General features: G+C 74.6%; 15 protein-coding genes. 3 read left to right on the forward strand and 12 right to left on the reverse strand.

All coding sequences use genetic code 11. The features are described from left to right. Positions 1–155 precede the first annotated feature (155 nt). On the forward strand, positions 156–1,091 hold the full coding sequence (locus tag LQ51_RS01425; protein ID WP_046562779.1) for an ion transporter: 936 nt from the start codon (positions 156–158) through the stop codon (positions 1,089–1,091). 169 nt (positions 1,092–1,260) lie between these two features. On the opposite strand, the gene LQ51_RS01430 is transcribed toward LQ51_RS01425, so the two are convergent. The 4 genes from LQ51_RS01430 to LQ51_RS01445 are packed head-to-tail and all read right to left on the reverse strand — an operon-like array spanning position 1,261 to position 4,044. After that, a complete protein-coding gene (locus LQ51_RS01430; RefSeq protein WP_046562780.1) occupies positions 1,261–2,520 on the reverse strand; it encodes an NAD(P)/FAD-dependent oxidoreductase in 1,260 nt (419 codons plus the stop codon). Between the two features lie 30 nt (positions 2,521–2,550). Beyond that, complete coding sequence (gene folE, locus LQ51_RS01435; RefSeq protein WP_046562781.1) at positions 2,551–3,147, reverse strand: GTP cyclohydrolase I FolE; 597 nt, start codon at positions 3,145–3,147, stop codon at positions 2,551–2,553. A gap of 1 nt (position 3,148) precedes the next feature. After that, entirely contained in the window at positions 3,149–3,544 is a 396-nt protein-coding gene (locus tag LQ51_RS01440; RefSeq protein WP_046562782.1) for a hypothetical protein, read from the reverse strand. Beyond that, the gene (locus LQ51_RS01445) at positions 3,544–4,044 is read right to left on the reverse strand and encodes a DUF2231 domain-containing protein (protein ID WP_046562783.1); all 501 of its coding nucleotides are present in this window, start codon (positions 4,042–4,044) and stop codon (positions 3,544–3,546) included. Before LQ51_RS01445 ends, LQ51_RS01440 begins: the two co-directional genes overlap by 1 nt. Before the next feature lie 114 nt (positions 4,045–4,158). Between LQ51_RS01445 and LQ51_RS01450 the strand changes: the two genes are divergently transcribed. Next, a complete protein-coding gene (locus tag LQ51_RS01450) occupies positions 4,159–4,818 on the forward strand; it encodes a helix-turn-helix transcriptional regulator (RefSeq protein WP_231605158.1) in 660 nt (219 codons plus the stop codon). A gap of 43 nt (positions 4,819–4,861) precedes the next feature. On the opposite strand, the gene LQ51_RS01455 is transcribed toward LQ51_RS01450, so the two are convergent. From LQ51_RS01455 to LQ51_RS01465, 3 genes are all read right to left on the reverse strand, one after another. After that, entirely contained in the window at positions 4,862–6,301 is a 1,440-nt protein-coding gene (locus tag LQ51_RS01455) for a nitroreductase family protein (RefSeq protein WP_082159218.1), read from the reverse strand. A gap of 178 nt (positions 6,302–6,479) precedes the next feature. Beyond that, positions 6,480–7,352, reverse strand: a complete 873-nt coding sequence (locus tag LQ51_RS01460; RefSeq protein WP_046562785.1) for a class I SAM-dependent methyltransferase — start codon at positions 7,350–7,352, stop codon at positions 6,480–6,482. A 233-nt stretch (positions 7,353–7,585) separates the two neighbouring features. After that, positions 7,586–8,959, reverse strand: a complete 1,374-nt coding sequence (locus LQ51_RS01465) for a glycosyl hydrolase family 18 protein (protein WP_046562786.1) — start codon at positions 8,957–8,959, stop codon at positions 7,586–7,588. A 177-nt stretch (positions 8,960–9,136) separates the two neighbouring features. Here LQ51_RS01465 and LQ51_RS01470 point away from each other — a divergent pair, with 177 nt between their 5' ends. Further along, positions 9,137–10,432, forward strand: coding sequence for an ROK family transcriptional regulator (locus LQ51_RS01470; RefSeq protein ID WP_082159219.1), 1,296 nt, complete (start codon positions 9,137–9,139; stop codon positions 10,430–10,432). A 66-nt stretch (positions 10,433–10,498) separates the two neighbouring features. Here the strand turns inward: LQ51_RS01470 and LQ51_RS01475 are convergent, their stop codons facing one another. From LQ51_RS01475 to LQ51_RS34445, 5 genes are read right to left on the reverse strand one after another with little or no spacing between them, the layout of a single operon-like run. Further along, positions 10,499–11,911, reverse strand: coding sequence for a GH1 family beta-glucosidase (locus LQ51_RS01475; protein WP_046562787.1), 1,413 nt, complete (start codon positions 11,909–11,911; stop codon positions 10,499–10,501). A 43-nt stretch (positions 11,912–11,954) separates the two neighbouring features. Then, positions 11,955–12,956, reverse strand: coding sequence for an ABC transporter ATP-binding protein (locus tag LQ51_RS01480; protein ID WP_046562788.1), 1,002 nt, complete (start codon positions 12,954–12,956; stop codon positions 11,955–11,957). 55 nt (positions 12,957–13,011) lie between these two features. Beyond that, complete coding sequence (locus tag LQ51_RS01485; protein WP_046562789.1) at positions 13,012–14,061, reverse strand: ABC transporter permease; 1,050 nt, start codon at positions 14,059–14,061, stop codon at positions 13,012–13,014. Between the two features lie 3 nt (positions 14,062–14,064). Further along, positions 14,065–15,042 carry an ABC transporter permease gene (locus LQ51_RS01490; protein WP_046562790.1) on the reverse strand — a complete coding sequence of 326 codons (978 nt, stop codon included), beginning with the start codon at positions 15,040–15,042 and terminating at the stop codon, positions 14,065–14,067. Further along, entirely contained in the window at positions 15,039–16,199 is a 1,161-nt protein-coding gene (locus LQ51_RS34445) for an ABC transporter ATP-binding protein (RefSeq protein ID WP_046562791.1), read from the reverse strand. Before LQ51_RS34445 ends, LQ51_RS01490 begins: the two co-directional genes overlap by 4 nt. Positions 16,200–16,249 lie beyond the last annotated feature (50 nt).

Here is a 16,249-nt window from a genome sequence, read left to right on the forward strand (position 1 = left end):
CGGGCCGCTCCGGCGGTCGCCGGCGGGCCGCTCCGGCCGGGTCGCCGGGCCCGCGCCCGTACCGGCGGCACCTCTAGGCTTGTCGGCATGCTTGCCCGGCACCGCGCACCCACCTTGTCCGACGGCCCCGCCGCAAGCGCGGGCGGGTCGGGGCGGTGACGGGGCCCACCGTGCCGGGGCCGCGGGGCGCGCCGCCCGCGCCGCGCTCGAAGCTGGCGGACCGTTGTGCGCTGATCGCCGACTCGCGCGCCTTCGACGTGGTGATCGTCGTGGTGATCATGCTGAACGGGGCGGTGCTCGGCTTCGAGACCTACCGGGACCTCGGTGCGGCGCACCCGGCCCTGCGGTGGATCGAGTGGTTCTTCCGGCTCGTCTTCGTCGTCGAGATCGCGATCCGGGTGCTGGCCTACGGCCGCCGGCCGCAGGACTTCTTCAAGCACGGCTGGAACGTCTTCGACTTCCTGGTCACCGCCACCATCTTCATCCCGGGCCTGCACGGCGACTCGGGAGTGCTGCGCTTCCTGCGGGTCGCCCGGGTGCTGCGCCTGGTCCGGTTCTCACCCGGGCTGCGCACCATCGTGGCGGCGCTGTGGCGCAGCCTGCCCGGGGTCGCGGGTTTCCTCGCGCTGGCCGGGGTGACCCTCTACATGTACGGCATGGCCGGCTGGCTGATCTTCGGGAAGCACTACCCGGAGCAGTACGGCGACATCGGTCGCTCGCTGCTGACCCTGTTCGTGCTGCTGTCCCTGGAGACCCTGCCGGACCTGATCGAACAGGGCATCGCGGTGTCGCCGTGGACCCTGGTCTACTACGTCAGCTTCGTCCTGATCACCGTGAACCTGCTGCTCAACATCCTGATCGCGGTCATCGTCAACTCCATGGAGGAGGCTCGCCGGCTGGAGATGACCGAGCGGCTGGCCCCGGACTACGACGAGGACGGCGACGGGTTGCCCGACGAGTTGGACCGGATCGCGCTCACCCAGCGGCTGGACGACCTGCGCGCGGTCATCGCCGCGCTCGAGCGGGAGCTGCGGATCGACCGGGAGGACGCACCGGCCCGGCCGCGCCAGCAACGGGAGCCCGCCGGCTGACGTCCCCGCCCCCGGCGCACCCGGGGTGAGGCCGGCCCGCCGGAGCCGGCCGGCCACGCCGACCACCGGCACCGGCCGGACATCCCGACCGCCGCCACCGGCCGCCCCGCCCGGCCGGAGCCGGCCGGCACCCGTGGGCGCCGGCCGGTCCGCGTGGCGGGGCCGCCGGCTACCCGGCCCGCCGTTCGGCGGGCGGCTCCGCCGGCAGCAGGTCGGCGAGGGGCACGTCCGGGTCGGCCAGCCGGTCGAGGTCGACCGGGTGGGCCGCCGTGACGAGCCGCCGGATCTCCGGGACGACGTCCCACACGTTGACGTTCATCCCGGCGAGCACCCGCCCGCCGGCGGTCCAGAACGCGATGAACTCGCGCTTGGCGAGGTCGCCCCGGACGACCACCCGGTCGGTCGCCCCGGGCGGGGCGTGCCCGACGTACTCCATGCCCAGCTCGTACTGGTCGGTGTAGAAGTAGGGCAGGTCGTCGTAGCTGACCGGCTGGCCGAGCATGGCCCGGGCCGCGGCGGGGCCGCCGTGCAGCGCGTTCGCCCAGTGCTCGACGCGCAGCCGCCGGCGCAGCACCGGATGGTAGGCGTTGGCCACGTCACCGGCGGCGTGCACGTCGGGGTCCGCGGTGCGCAGGGACGCGTCGACGTGGATGCCGTTCTCGACGGCCAGGCCCGCCGCGGTCGCCAGCTCGGTGTTCGGCCGTACGCCCACGGCGACCACCACGGCGTCGGCCGGCAGCTCGGTGCCGTCGGCCAGCCGGACCGAGGAGACGCGATCGGTGCCGCGGATCTCGTGGACCTCCGCGCCGAAGTGGAAGGTGACGCCGTGGTCCCGGTGCAGGTCGGCGAAGACCCGCGCGATCTCGTCGCCGAGCACCCGGCGCAACGGCAGCGCGGCCGTCTCGACGACGTCGACGGTGACGCCGCGGTGCCGGGCGGCGGCGGCCACTTCCAGGCCGATCCAGCCCGCCCCGACGATCACCACGCGCGCGCCGTCGACCAGCGCGGCGCCGATCCGGCGGCTGTCGGCGAGGGTACGCAGCCGCAGCACCCCCGCCAGGTGCCCGCCGGGCACCGCGAGGTCGCGGGGCGTGGCACCGGTGGCCAGCAGCAGCTTGCCGTAGCGCAGCTGCTCGCCGTCGGCGAGCCGGACCGTGCGGGCGGCCCGGTCGACGGCGACCGCCCGGGTGGCGGTGCGCAGGTCGACGTCGTGCGCCGCGTACCACCCGGCGTCGTGCACGAACACGCTGTCGGGTTCGGCGCCGCCGGTCAGCAGCCCCTTGGACAGCGGTGGCCGTTCGTACGGCCGCTCGGGTTCGTCGCCGAGCACGACGATGCCGCCGGCGAAGCCCTCCTCCCGCAGCGTCTGGGCGGCCCGCGCGCCGGCGAGCCCGGCACCCACGATGACGAACCGGTCGGTCGTCGACATCGGTCCAGCTCCTTTCTGGCGGTACGTCGGTCAGCGGGGGCCGACGCCGGTGAGGGTGAAGAACTCGGCGCGGGAGCGGTGGTCGTCGCGCAGGGTGCCGAGCAGGGTGGAGGTGATGGTGCTGCTGCCGACGGCCTGCACGCCGCGCAGCGTCATGCACAGGTGTTCGGCCTCGATGACCACGCCGACGCCGTGCGGGTGCAGGTTCGCGGTCAGCCAGTCGGCGATCTGCTTGGTGAGGCGCTCCTGGACCTGGGGGCCGTGGGCGAACAGCTCGACCACCCGGGCCAGTTTGGACAGTCCGAGGATGCGCGTGCCGGGCAGGTAGCCCACGTGCGCGACGCCGACGAACGGCAGCAGGTGGTGTTCGCAGACCGACCGGATCGGGATGGCCCGGGCCAGCACCAGCTCGTCGTACCCCTCGTCGTTGGCGAAGGTGGTGAGCTGGAACTCGCGGGGGGTGAGCAGTTCGGCGTAGGCCCGGGCCATCCGGCCCGGGGTGTCGGCGAGCCCGTCGGCGGAGAGGTCCACGCCGAGCGCGGCGAGGAACTCCGCCGCGGCCCGTTCGGCGGCGACCGGGTCGGGGCGGGGACGCTCGTGCCGCACCCGCAGCGCGGTGACGGTCATCTCAGCGACCGCCCGTGCCGAGGGCCGCGAGCGCGGTCAGCACCAGCGTGGCGACGGCGAACAGGCCGTGGCCGACGACCACCGGGACGGGGAAGCGGGACTCGGCGGTGCCGGAGCGGCGGGTGGGGATCCAGCGGGCCAGCATGGTGAACCCGAGCAGGGCCACCGGCAGCAGGGCGGCGAACGCGACCCAGGCGAGCACGCGGTCGTCGAGGAGCAGGTGGACGATCCACAGCACCAGCCCGATCGCGGCCAGCGCGGCGTGACCGAAGACCAGGCCCGGCGCCAGGCGGCTGCCGCTGTCCGGTCGGTGGCCGCCGCGGCTGATCCAGGTGCCGAGCATGACGAAGCCACCGGCGGCCGTGATCAGCCAGGTGACGAGTGCGGCGATGCCCATCAGTCGTTCTCCTTGTCTGCGTGGTGGTAGCCCTGCGCCTGGGTGTGCTCGTCGGCGACCCGGACGCCGTAGCGGTAGGCCAGTTCGCCGCCGAGGTACCCGCCGACGGCCAGCCCGGCGAGGCCGACCGCGGAGAGCGCCAGCGGTGCCGCGCCAGGCGGGCCGGCGTCCCGGAGCGCGAAGTTGACCGCGTACCCGCCGGTGACCGCGAGGTTGATCGCCATGTGCGCGAGCGCGGTGCGGAAGGCGCGGGTGCCGGTGGGGATGGCGAACAGGTCGAGGAAGCCGAGCAGCGCGGCGGCGAGCGCACCGACGACGCCGAGGCCGATGAGCCACCGCGCGCCGTCGGCGAGGTCCGGTGACCCGGGTACGAAGCGGGTGGCGAGGTCGAAGGCGAAGCTGGCCACCCAGGCGCCGATCGGCACCGCGACCAGCGCGGGATGCAGCGGGTGGCCGTACCGGCCGGCCAGTGTGGTCACCGGGTGCTTGGCCTGATCCATGGGTCGCACGGGGAACCCCCAGAAGATTTTCACCAATGCTCATTGGTGATAGCGGTCATGCTGCCCCAGCGCGTCCGGAATTTCAATAGCCATCGTTGGTGATAACCTCGGGGCGTGAGTGGCGGGGAGCGCTGGAGCGCGATGGCCGCGCTCGTCGACCGGTCCCGACGGGCGCTCTACGACTACGTGTGCCGGGCCGACCATCCGGTCACCCGCGAGGAGGCGGCCGCCGCGCACGGGATGTCCCGCAACCTCACCGCGTTCCACCTCGACAAGCTCGTCGAGTCGGGACTGCTGCGGGCCCACTACGAGACGCCGGCCGACCAGCCCCGCGGGCGTGGCCGCACGCCGAAGGTCTACCAGGCGGCCGGCGACGGGCTGGCCATCACCGTCCCCGAACGGCGCTACGAGCTGATCGCCGAGATCCTCGCCGACGCCGTCGCCGACGACCCGCACGACGCCCCCGAGGCGGCGCGGCGGCACGCCCGGCAGCGCGGCCGGGACATCGGCGTACGCATCCGCGAGGCCGACGAGGACGTGGTGGGCGTGCTCGCCGGACTCGGCTTCGCACCGGAGTCACTCGGCGACCAGGTGCTGCTGCGCAACTGCCCGTTCCACGCCCTGGCGGCCCGGCAGACCGCGCTGGTCTGCGGGCTCAACAACGCCTTCCTCGGCGGGCTGGTCGACGGCGCCGGCCGCACCGACCTGCTGCCCCGGCTCGCGCCCCGCCCCGGCGCCTGCTGCGTCCGCCTGGACACCGCCCCGGACCGGTGACCGCCCGGGGCGGCACCGCTGCTGGCGGGCCGCGGGCCCCCGGTCAGGCGCGTCCGAGGCGGGGCAGGACGGGCCGCACCTCGACCGGTGCGCCCGGGGCGCCGCCACCGCGGTTGCGGTACTCCGGCACCCCGACGCAGGTGAAGAGCAGCGTCGCCAGGTCCGCCGGCTCGGACAGCAGCGCCGGCACCATCGAGTCGACGAAGGTCATCCCGGAGGCCCCCGCCCCGAGCGCGTACGCGGCCAGGTGCAGCCGGCCCTCCACGAGCCCGGCGGCGAGCTGGGCGTCGCGGTAGCTCCGGTCGTCGAGTGTGGACAGCCGGGTGGCCGCGATGACGACGTACGCGGCGTCCCCGGCGAGCGACTGGTCCAGGCAGATCCGCAGCAGGTCGTCGCGCAGGCTCCCGGCGCGCAGCGGCGTGCCGAGGTCGGGCCAGCGGTACAGGCCGGCGGGCACCTCGTCGACGCCGTGCACGGCGACCCAGTGCGGCACGGCCACCCCGCGCAGGGCCGCGGCCAGGGACCAGTCGAGCAACGGGCGGGGCAGGGTCCGGGACCGGTCCATCCGCCGCTGCGAACCGCGCCGCCGGACCACCTCGTCGAGGGAGTCGGACGGCGGGAAGTCGGGCAGCGCGGGTGCCTCCGGCCACGGCGCGCCGAGGTCGTCCCGCTCGCCGGCGCGCTGGGCGGCGGTGCACAGCGGCAGCTCCACCGGGGGGAGCACGCCCGCGACCGCCGGCCCGGTGGGCACGATCGCCGGCTCGCCGTCGCCGAGCGAGAGCAGGGCCAACGGGTACTCGTGCACCCCGTCCGCGCCGACCAGGTCGCGCACCGTGGCGTCCGGGAAGAGGGAGCGCAGCCGGGGCGCCAGGCCGGCGCTCGCGGCCGCCGCCGACAGCTGGGACAGCAGCGTCCCGGCGTCCCAGTAGAGGTGCCGCCAGCCGCGCTCGGCGTACCGCCACCCGGTCCGCCAGGGCACCCCGGTCACCACGAGCGTGGTGGCCTGCCCGCTCGCGGCGGGCGCGACCGGCACGAGCGCGTGCCGTGCGGCGTCGTACCAGTGCACCCCGTCCGGCACGCCGGCGATCCCGCGGGTGCTCGCGTAGACCTCCAGCGGGAAACGTGCCCCGGCCGAGCCGGCGGCCCGGTAGAGGAAGCGGCGGCCCTGGCGCTCGCCCGTGCGCACGACGCCGGCGCCGAGGAAGAGCAGGCGGCCGAGTTGCGCCGCGTCGAGCGGCCGGGCCGTCGCCGGCACGCCGGCCAGGACGGCCGTCGCGGGCAGGCCGGGATCGGGCAGGTCGCGCGGCAACGCCAGGACGGGCCGGCCCGGCGGGTAGCCCTTCATCGGCGGTGGCATGGTCGCCGGATCGTTCGGCACGAGGTCGTGGCGGACGCGTGGGTCGTCCACGGGCACGTTCCACTCGCGATCCGGCACGTACGAGGTCAGCCGGTGCAGCAGCCCGGCGCCGGAGTTCAGGTCCACCGGGCCATCCTGCCAGCATTCCGCGTCCCGTGATCCACTGTGCGGCGAGCGGTTTCGCCGGGGCCGGTCACGCGGCGGCCCGCGGCCGGCCCGGAACCGCGCCCTGCGTCCGGGCAGCCCCGGAAGCGCGCGGGCATGCGTCCGGTCCAGCGCCGGAACCGCGCGGGCCGACGTCCGGTCAGGCCCGGTCGGCCACCAGCACCCGGCCGTGGCGCAGCGAGCTGGCCCGGCCGACCGGCAACGCCAGCCGCCGCCCGACGTCGAGCAGGCTCTCGTCCCGGGTCACCCGGTAGCCGTGCCGGGCGAGCAGGGCGGCCATCGCGGCGGGGGTCCAGGTCGAGCGCCACGGCTCGGTCGCCCAGACGCTCCGCCGGCCGGTGGAGGCGGTCAGCAGCCGGGCCAGGACGCGGCCCCCGGTGGCGACCGCGGCGGGGCTCTGGTAGTTGACGATCAGGCAGCTGCCCGGCGCCGAGCCGGCGACCAGCCCGGCCATGGTGGCGGCCACCTCGGCCCGGGTCAGGTAGGGCACCACGCCCTCCCAGATCCAGGTGGTGGGCACCTCGGCGCGGTGCCCGTGGGCGGCCAGCGCCTCGGGCAGCCGGTCGCGGCCGAAGTCCACCGGGACGAACGTGGGCGGGGTGCCGTCCAGCCCGGCGGCCCGGTCCCGCTTGTCCCGCTGGGTGGCCGGCTGGTCGACCTCGAAGACCGCCACCCCGGCCAGCTCCGGCATCCGCCACGCCCGGCCGTCCAGCCCGGCGCCGAGAATCACCAGCTGCGGGCACGGGTGGGCGCGTACCGCGTCGTCGATGGCGACGGTCCGGGGCACCATCGTCGCGGCGGCGGCCCGGACCGTCTCGTAGTCGATCCGCTGCCGCCAGGTCCCGGGTACCGCGCCGTCGCGTACCCACCCGACGGCCTCCCGCTCGTCCGGTCGCAGCAGGGTCATCGCGGTCGGGTCCGCGAAGCGGCCGGGCGCGATCACCCCGTCGGCGGCGGCGCGCCCCTGGCACACCATGACCGCGGTCCGGCTCGCCGCCACAGGCCTCGACATCGCGTCCCTCCCGTTACCCCGGACATCGGCTCCGCCGACGACGTTAGCGCCGCGCGTCGATGGCACGGCTGACATTTGTCACGGGGGAGGAAGTCGGCGGGGAGCGGGCGCGGCCCAGCAGCAGCCCCACCTCCGCCCGGCGCGGCGCGGCACCGACTGCGCGTCGCCGCCGGACCCGGAACAGGCGGCTGGGAGCGGCGGGGCTGCGCGCGCCTGCGCAGCCCCGCCGGCCGTCACCGGCCCTGGAGGGCCCGGACGTTGTCGCCGAAGGTCCAGCCCTTGGACCCGTCCCAGTTGACCGACCAGGTCATCAGCCCCTTGAGGCCGCCCCCGAAGGTGTTCCACGCCTGCGCCACCGCCGACGGGGCCAGGTATCCGCCACCGGCGCCGCTCTGCGCGGGCAGGCCGGGAACCTGCTTGTCGTACGGGACGCGGATGGTGACGCCCTGCACGACCAGGCCGGCGTTGAGGCAGCTGGTCTGCGCCACGAAGCCCTGCACCGTGCCGGCCGGGTACGAGTCGCCGGCGCAGCCGTACATGCTGCCGTTGTAGTACTGCATGTTCAACCACCAGAGCCGGCCGTTGTCGGCGTACCGCTTGATGATCGGCAGGTAGGCGCCCCAGATCGAGCCGTAGGTGACGCTGCCGCCGGTGACGTACGCGGTCTCCGGGGCCATGGTGAGCCCGAACCCGGCCGGCATCTGGGCCAGCACCCCGTCGATGATCCGGACCAGGTTGGCCTGGGAGGTGGAGAGCTGGTTGATGGTGCCGCTGCCGGTGAGCCCGGTCTCGATGTCGATGTCGATGCCGTCGAAGTTGTACCGCTTGAGGATGGGGACCACGGTGGCGACGAACCGGTCGGCCACGGCGCTGGAGCCGAGGTCGATGCCGGCGGTCGCGCCGCCGATCGAGAGCAGCACGGTCAGCCCGGCGGCCTTGGCCTGGCACACCTCGGTCGGGGTGGGCACCTTCACGCCGGCGTCCATGCCGTCCTCCCAGAGCACGGTGCCGTCGGCGCGGATCACCGGGAAGGCGGCGGTGACCACGGTGTAGCCGTGGGCCCGGATCCGACTGTCGGTGATCGGGATCCAGCCCATCCCCGGGTGTACGCCGTTGGCCGCGCCGTCCCAGTTCTCCCAGTAGCCCTGCAGCACCTTGCCGGTGGGCCGGGACCGGAGCGCGCAGGTGCTCCCGCCGGGGGGCGGGGTGCCGGTCGGCGGGGGTGTGGGCGTCGCGGTGGGGGACGGGGAGGACGTCGGCGTGGGCGTCGGGGTCGGTGACGGTGGCCTCGTGGTGGGGCTCGGCGACGGGGTGCCGGCGCCGCAGGCCCCGAGGTCGGTCCAGAGCGCCGGGGTGGCCGGCGGCGTCCAGCCGGCGCCCGCCGGCGGGGTGTGCGTCACCAGCGCCTGGTAGAGCCGGCCGGCGTAGCTGGCCCGGCTGCCCGCCGTCCAGGTCACCCCCTCGGCCCAGGCGGGCACGCCGGTGCAGGAGACCAGGGCGGTCGGGCCGGCGGTCGCGGCGCTGCCGGCGGCGGCGGGCAGGGCGGCGGTGGCGGCGAGCAGCGCGGCGCCGCCGAGCAGTGCGGTCATCCCGCGTCGAAGTCGCATGACATACCTCCTCGTCGATGCGCCGGAGGCTATCAGTTAACTTTGTTAAATGTAAATGTGTGGCCTGCCGCGGTATCCACCGACCGGGCCCTTCACCACTTTCTTCACGGCATTAATCTGGGATGACGCATCCCGGGGTGGGCCGCGCGGGTGGTGACAGGGGAGGGGTGGGCGGACATGGACGCCAGGCGCACCACCGTGCGGGACATGCGTCGGGCCAACCGGTCGCTGCTGCTGACCCGGATCTGGCTGGACGGGCCGCTCAGCCGCCACGAGCTGGGGCAGAGCACGGCGCTGAGCCTGGCCAGCGTGAGCAACCTGGTCGGCGAGATGATCACCGAAGGGCTGGTCGAGGAGGCCGGCTCGGTCGAGTCCGATGGTGGCCGGCCCCGGGTGCTGCTGCGGGTCGCCCCCGGCTACGGCTACCTGGTCGGCGCCGACGTCGGAGAGACCCGGGTCCAGGTCGAGCTCTTCGACCTGGCGATGACCGCGCTGGCCAAGGCCGAGTACCCGATCGCCGCCGCCGGGCCCGACCCGCAGGACGTGGCGCGGCACCTGCTGCGCGGCCTCGACGCGGTCATCGGGCAGGCCGGCGTCGCGCCGGCCGCCGTCCTCGGCTTCGGCGTCGCGGTGGCCGGCACGGTCGAGCGGACCGCCGACGCGGTGGTGCACGCGCAGACCCTCGGCTGGGCGGGGGTGCCGCTCGGCGCGATGCTGCGCGCCGGCACCGACATCCCGGTGCACATCGACAACGGCGCGAAGACGCTCGGCCAGGCCGAGATGTGGTTCGGCGCCGGCCGCGGCGTCCGGCACGCGGTGGTCGCCCTGGTCGGCTCCGGCGTGGGCGCCTGCGTGGTCGCCGACGGCGTCGGCTACCGGGGCGCGCACAGCAGCGCCGGCGAGTGGGGGCACACCACCCTGGTGTACGGCGGCCGCCGCTGCCGCTGCGGCAACCAGGGCTGCCTGGAGGCGTACGTCGGCGCGGAGGGGGTGCTGGACCGGTTCCGCCAGGCCAACCGGGGCCGCCCGGCGCCCGGCGGCGACGAGGAGAGCGCCTTCGCCGAACTGCTCCGCTCCCGCGGCCGCACGGCCGCCCGGGTGCTCGACGAGACCGTCGGCTACCTCGGCGCCGGGGTGGCGAACCTGGTCAACCTCTTCAACCCGGAGCGGGTGGTGCTCGGCGGCTGGGCCGGACTGGCCCTCGGCGAGCGCTACCTGCCGCAGATCCGCGCGGCCACCGGGCGGCACGCCCTGCGCCAGCCGTACGCCCAGACCTCGATCGAGCTGGGCCGGCTCGGACCGGACGCGGTCGCGATGGGCGCGGCCACCCTGCCGATGGCCCGGCTGCTGCGCGACGGCGGCGTGCCGCGCGAGCCGGCCGCCCGGCTCACCCCGGCGGTGCTGCGGCCGGTACGTCGGCCCGGCGGCCAGCGGACCGCCGGCCCCCTGGCCCGACCGGCCCGCGAGCGCTGAGGCTGCCCTCGCCCGCCGGCGGCGACCGCCCGGGTCACGCACCGGGCGGCCGCGCGGCGGCGCGGATCAGCTCGCCCCGCGCACCCGCCGGACCGTGTCGCGGTACCAGTGCGCGCTGCGCTTGAGGGTGCGCCGCTGCGTGTCGTAGTCGACCCGGACGATGCCGAACCGCTTGTCGTAGCCGTACGCCCACTCGAAGTTGTCCAGCAGCGACCAGGCGAAGTAGCCGCGCACGTCGGCGCCCGCCTGCCGGGCCCGGGCCACCGCCCGCAGGTGCTCGGTCAGGTACGCCACCCGGTCGTCGTCGGCCACGAAACCGTCGGCGTCCGGCTTGTCGTCGAACGCCGCACCGTTCTCGGTGATCACCAGCGGCACGCCCGGGTAGTCCCGGTGCAGCCGGACCAGCAGGTCGGTGAAGGACTCCGGCACGATCTCCCAGTCCATCGCGGTGCGCGGCAGGTCCCGGCGGACCACCCGGCGCACCGGCCGGCCGTCGTCGTCCCGCTCGCGGCCCTGCTCGTCCACCCCGGAGTGGACCTGCCCGAAGTAGTAGTTCACCCCGAGCACGTCGATCGGGGACGAGATGACCGCCAGGTCGCCCTCCTCGACCGGGATCCGCACCCCCTCGGCGGCGAGGTCGGCCACCACGTCCTGCGGGTACGCGCCGCGGAACACCGGGTCGAGGTAGAGCCGGTTGCCCAGCCCGTCGGCGGCCCGCGCGGCGTCCCGGTCGGCCGCGCTGTCGGTCGCCGGGTCGGCGGTGGCCAGGTTCAGCGTCAGCCCCAGCTCGATCGGGGCGGTCGCCGCCGCGCGCAGCCGCCGCACCGCCAGCCCGTGACCGAGCAGCAGGTGGTGCGCGGCGGCGATGCCGTCGCCGAGGTCCCGCCGGCCGGGCGCGTGCAGGCCGTACGCGTACCCGAGCATCGCCGAGCACCACGGCTCGTTCAGCGTGGTCCAGGTCTTCACCCGGTCGCCGAGCGCGGCGAAGACCAGCTCGGCGTAGTCGGCGAAGCGGTACGCGGTGTCCCGGTTCGGCCAGCCGCCCGCGTCCTCCAGCTCCTGCGGCAGGTCCCAGTGGTAGAGCGTGACCCACGGGTCGACGCCCCGACCCAGCAACTCGTCCACCAGCCGGTCGTAGAAGGCCAGGCCGGCCGGATTGGCCGGACCGCGCCCACCGGGCTGCACCCGCGGCCAGGCCACCGAGAAGCGGTAGGTGTCCAGGCCCAGGTCGGCGATGAGGGCGACGTCCTGCGGCATCCGGTGGTAGTGGTCGCAGGCCACGTCACCGGTGTCGCCGTTGGCCACCGCACCCGGCACCCGGCAGAAGGTGTCCCAGACGGACGGGGTGCGGCCGTCCTCGGCCACCGCGCCCTCGATCTGGTACGACGAGGTCGCCACCCCCCACCGGAAGGTCGGCGGCAGGGTGTCGATCGGGTCGGCCTGCCCGGTGCTGGTGGATCGGGTGAGGTCGGTGTCCATGGTTCTCCTCGCGGGTCGCGGGTGTTCGGTGAGGTGGTGGTGGTCAGCGGGGGGTGGCGACCGGGTGCAGCCAGCAGGCGACGGTCCGGTCCGGCCGGCCGTCGCCGGGCGGGCCGAGCGGCGGCAGCGTCTCGTCGCACGGGTCGAAGGCCTTCGGGCAGCGCGGGTGGAACGCGCACCCGGACGGCATCGCCCGCAGGTCCGGCGGCGAGCCCGGGATGCCGGTCAGCTCCCGGCGGGGCCCGTGCAGCGCCGGGAAGCTGTGCAGCAGTCCCTCGGTGTACGGGTGCAGGGCGTCCCGGTAGAGCTGCCCGGCGGGCGCCTGTTCGATGATCCGGCCGCCGTACATGATGGCGATCCGGTCGGAGAACTCGACCAGCAGCGACAGGTCGTGGGTGATGAACAGCACCGCGAAGCCGAGCCGCTCGCGCAGTTCGGCGAGCTGCCCGAGGATCTGCCGTTGCATCACCACGTCCAGCGCGGTGGTCGGCTCGTCCATGATGACGACCTGCGGCTCCAGGGCCAGCGCCATGGCGATCATGACGCGTTGCCGCATGCCGCCGGAGAGCTGGTGCGGGTGGCTGTCCAGCCGGTCGGCGGCGATGCCGACCAGCCGCAGCAGCTCCCTGGCCCGGGCCAGCCGGGCGGCCGGCGTGCTCTTCGGCTCGTGCGCCCGGATCACGTCCAGCAGCTGGGTGGCGACCTTGTGCACCGGGTTCAGCGAGTTCATCGCGCCCTGGAACACGATGGACGTCTCCGCCCAGCGGAAGCGGCGCAGCTGCGCCGGGGTGAGGGACAGCACGTCGACCGGGGGGCCGTCGACCGGGTGGTAGATCACCTGGCCGCCGCTGACCACGCCGGGCGGCGGCAGCAGCCGGGTCAGGCCGTACGCCAGCGTCGACTTGCCGCTGCCGCTCTCGCCGGCCAGCCCCAGCACCTCGCCCCGGTGCAGGGTCAGGTCGACGTCGCGGACCGCCCGCACCGCCTGGTCGCCGAGCCCGTAGTCGACGCGGAGGCCGCGGATCTCCAGGACCGGATCGGTCATCGGTACCTTCCTTCGTTCCGGACGGCGGGGCTCCGCTCCGCCGCAGTACGCGCGCTCACCGGGCGCCGTCCACCCGGGGCGCCGCCTCGCGGGGCGCCGGGACGGCCGGCTTCGGGGCCAGGACCGGGGTGAAGCCCACCCGCATCCGCACGGTGCGCCCGTCGGCGGTGCGGATCCGGGTCCGGCCGCCGGTGCGCAGCCGGGGGCTGACGAACTCGTCGATGCCGAAGTTGATCAGCGCGAGGGCGGTGCCGAGCACCGCGATGGCCAACCCGGCCGGCACGAACCACCACCAGGCGCCCTGGGCCAGGGCCTGCTGGCCCTGCGCCCAGAACAGGATGGTGCCCCAGTTCCACGAGGAGATCGACGAGATGCCGATGAAGGCCAGGGTGATCTCCGACATCACCGCGAAGATGACGGTGCCGACGAAGCCCGAGGCGATGATCGCGGTGAGGTTCGGCAGGATCTCGAACAGGATGATCCGCCAGGTCCGCTCGCCGGTGGCCCGGGCCGCCTCGACGTAGTCGCGACGGCGCAGCGACAGCGTCTGGGCGCGCAGTACCCGGGCGCCCCACGCCCACGAGGTGAGCCCGATGATGAGCGCGACCAGCGTGTCGCTGGCCTGCTCGACGATCGACGTCACGATGATGATCAGCGGCAGCGCCGGGATGACCAGGAAGACGTTCGACATGGCCGACAGCCCTTCGTCGGTCACCCCGCCGAGGTAGCCGGCGGTGACGCCGATCAGGATGGACAGGATGGTGGCCAGCACGCCGGCGAGCAGCCCCACCACCATGACGCTGCGCGCGCCGACCAGGATCTGGCTGAAGATGTCCTGCCCCAGGTGGGTGGTGCCGAACCAGTGGCTGGCCGACGGCGCCTGCAGCACGTCGCCGCTGCGCGCGTCCGGGTCGTACGGGGCGACCCACGGCCCGATCACCGCGAAGAGGCAGTAGATGCCGAGGATGGCCAGGCCGGTGGCCGCCTTGGCGTTGGCCACGAAGCGCAGCCGGCGCCGCTTGGTCCGGCCTGGCGTGGCGGACGGCTGGGCCATCGCCCCCTGGCCGGGGATGACCTGCTCGATGCTCGACGGGGAGATTGTCATCGCTCAGCTCTTTCGGGTCCGCGGGTCGAGGAGCAGGTACGCCACGTCGGCGAGCAGGTTCGCCACCAGCACCGAGATCGTGATGATCAGGAAGATCCCCTGCATCAGCGGGTAGTCCTTGGACCCGACCGCCTGGAAGAGCTGGTAGCCGAGGCCCGGGTAGGAGAAGACGATCTCCACGAGCAGGGTGCCGCCGACGATGAACCCGAGGGACAGCGCGAAGCCCGAGACGTTGGGCAGCAGCGCGTTGCGGGCCGCGTAGCTGAGCGCCACCCGGCGCTCCGACAGGCCCTTGGCGTGCGCGACGGTGATGTAGTCCTCGGACGAGACGGTGACCATCATGTTGCGCATGCTCAGGATCCAGCCGCTCATCGAGGAGACCAGGATGGTGGCGGCGGGCAGGATGCTGTGCTGGATCGCGCTCGGGATGAAGTACTGGTCGAACGCCGGCACCAGGCCCGCCTCGTAGCCGCCGGAGGACGGGAAGAAGCTGCCCGGTCCGGCGAACACGGCGATGGCGACCAGGCCCAGCCAGAAGTAGGGGATCGAGGAGAGGAACGTGGTGGCCGGCAGCAGCCCGTCGATCCACGAGCCACGCCGCCAGCCGGCGCCGACGCCGAGCGCGGTGCCGAGCAGGAAGCTGACGATCGTGGTGATGCCGACCAGGCCGACCGTCCACGGCAGGCTGTCGCCGATCACCGTCGACACCGGCGCCGGGAAGAAGGTGAACGACAGCCCGAGGTCACCGTGCAGCAGCTGCCGCCAGTAGTCGAGGTACTGCTCCCACAGGCTGTCGTTGCGGTCCAGCCCGAACAGCACCCGCAGGGACTCGATGGCGTCGGCGCTGATCCGGCCCTGGTTGCGGGTGATGAGGGACTGCACCGGGTCGCCCGGGACCAGCCGCGGGATGAAGAAGTTGAGCGTGATCGCCGCCCAGGCGGTGAACAGGTAGAAGACGGTGCGCTGCAGGAGGAACCTCATCGTGCCTCCTCCAGGGGCGCGGTGTCGCCGGCCCGCTCGGCCAGCGCCGGTGGCGGCGGCACGGCCGGGTCGGCGTCGGGGGCGGCGGAGCCGGGGGCGTCGGCGGCGACGGTGGCCGGGTCGTAGAGCCAGCACGCCGCCCAGTGCCCGGGCCGGTCGTCGATGGTCAGCCGGGGCGGCAGGTCGGTGGTGCAGCGCCGCATGGCGTGCGGGCAGCGCGGGTGGAACCGGCAGCCGGCGGGCGGGTTGATCAGGCTGGGTGGCTCGCCCCGGCCGCGGTCGGCCCGGGCGGCACCGGCGCCGTCGCCGGTGATCCGCTCCGGGTCCGGCGCCGACTCGGTGAGCAGCCGGGTGTACGGGTGGGCCGGGTGCTGGGTGACGGTCTCGCTGTCGCCGCCCTCGACCATCCGGCCGGCGTACATCACGATCGTCTCGTCGGCGAAGTAGCGGGCCGAGGCGATGTCGTGGGTGATGTAGAGGATCGCCAGGTTGAGCCGGTTCTTGAGGTCCTGGAGCAGGTTGAGCACGCCGAGGCGGATCGAGACGTCGAGCATGGAGACCGGCTCGTCGGCGAGCAGCACCTCGGGGTCGGCGCCGAGCGCCCGGGCGATCGCGACCCGCTGCCGCTGGCCGCCGGAGAGCTCGTGCGGGAACGCGTCCAGGTAGCGCTCGGCCGGGGTGAGGCTGACCCGGGCCAGCAGGTCGGCGAGGGCCTTCTCCAGGTCCTCGGCGCTGCGGCCGGCGTTGCCGTGGATCCGCAGCGACCGGGTGAGGTGGTAGCGGACGGTGTGCACCGGGTTCAACGAGGCGAACGGGTCCTGCAGGATCAACTGGACCTGTCGCACGTACGCCCGGAAGCGGCGACCGCCGCGTACCCGGGTCGGCGCGCCGTGCAGGCGGAGGTCGCCGGCGGTGCGCGGGTAGAGCTGGGCCAGCAGCCGGGCCACCGTGGACTTGCCGGAGCCGGATTCCCCGACCAGCGCCGTCACCTGGCCGCGCCGCAGCGCGAACGAGACGTCGTCGACGGCGTGGACGACCGCCGGCGTCCGGGAGAAGAGGTCACGCAGCCGCCTGCGGACGGGGAAGTGCTTGGTCAGGCCGACGGCCTCCAGCACCACCTCGCCGGCCGGCGCCGCCGCGCTCTCGCTCAACGTCATGCCGAGTTCCTGTCTGGGGGTTGCCGTGTCACGAACGGGAGGCGGTGACG

This window comes from Micromonospora sp. HK10 (genome assembly GCF_000982955.1).
GTDB lineage: Bacteria > Actinomycetota > Actinomycetes > Mycobacteriales > Micromonosporaceae > Micromonospora.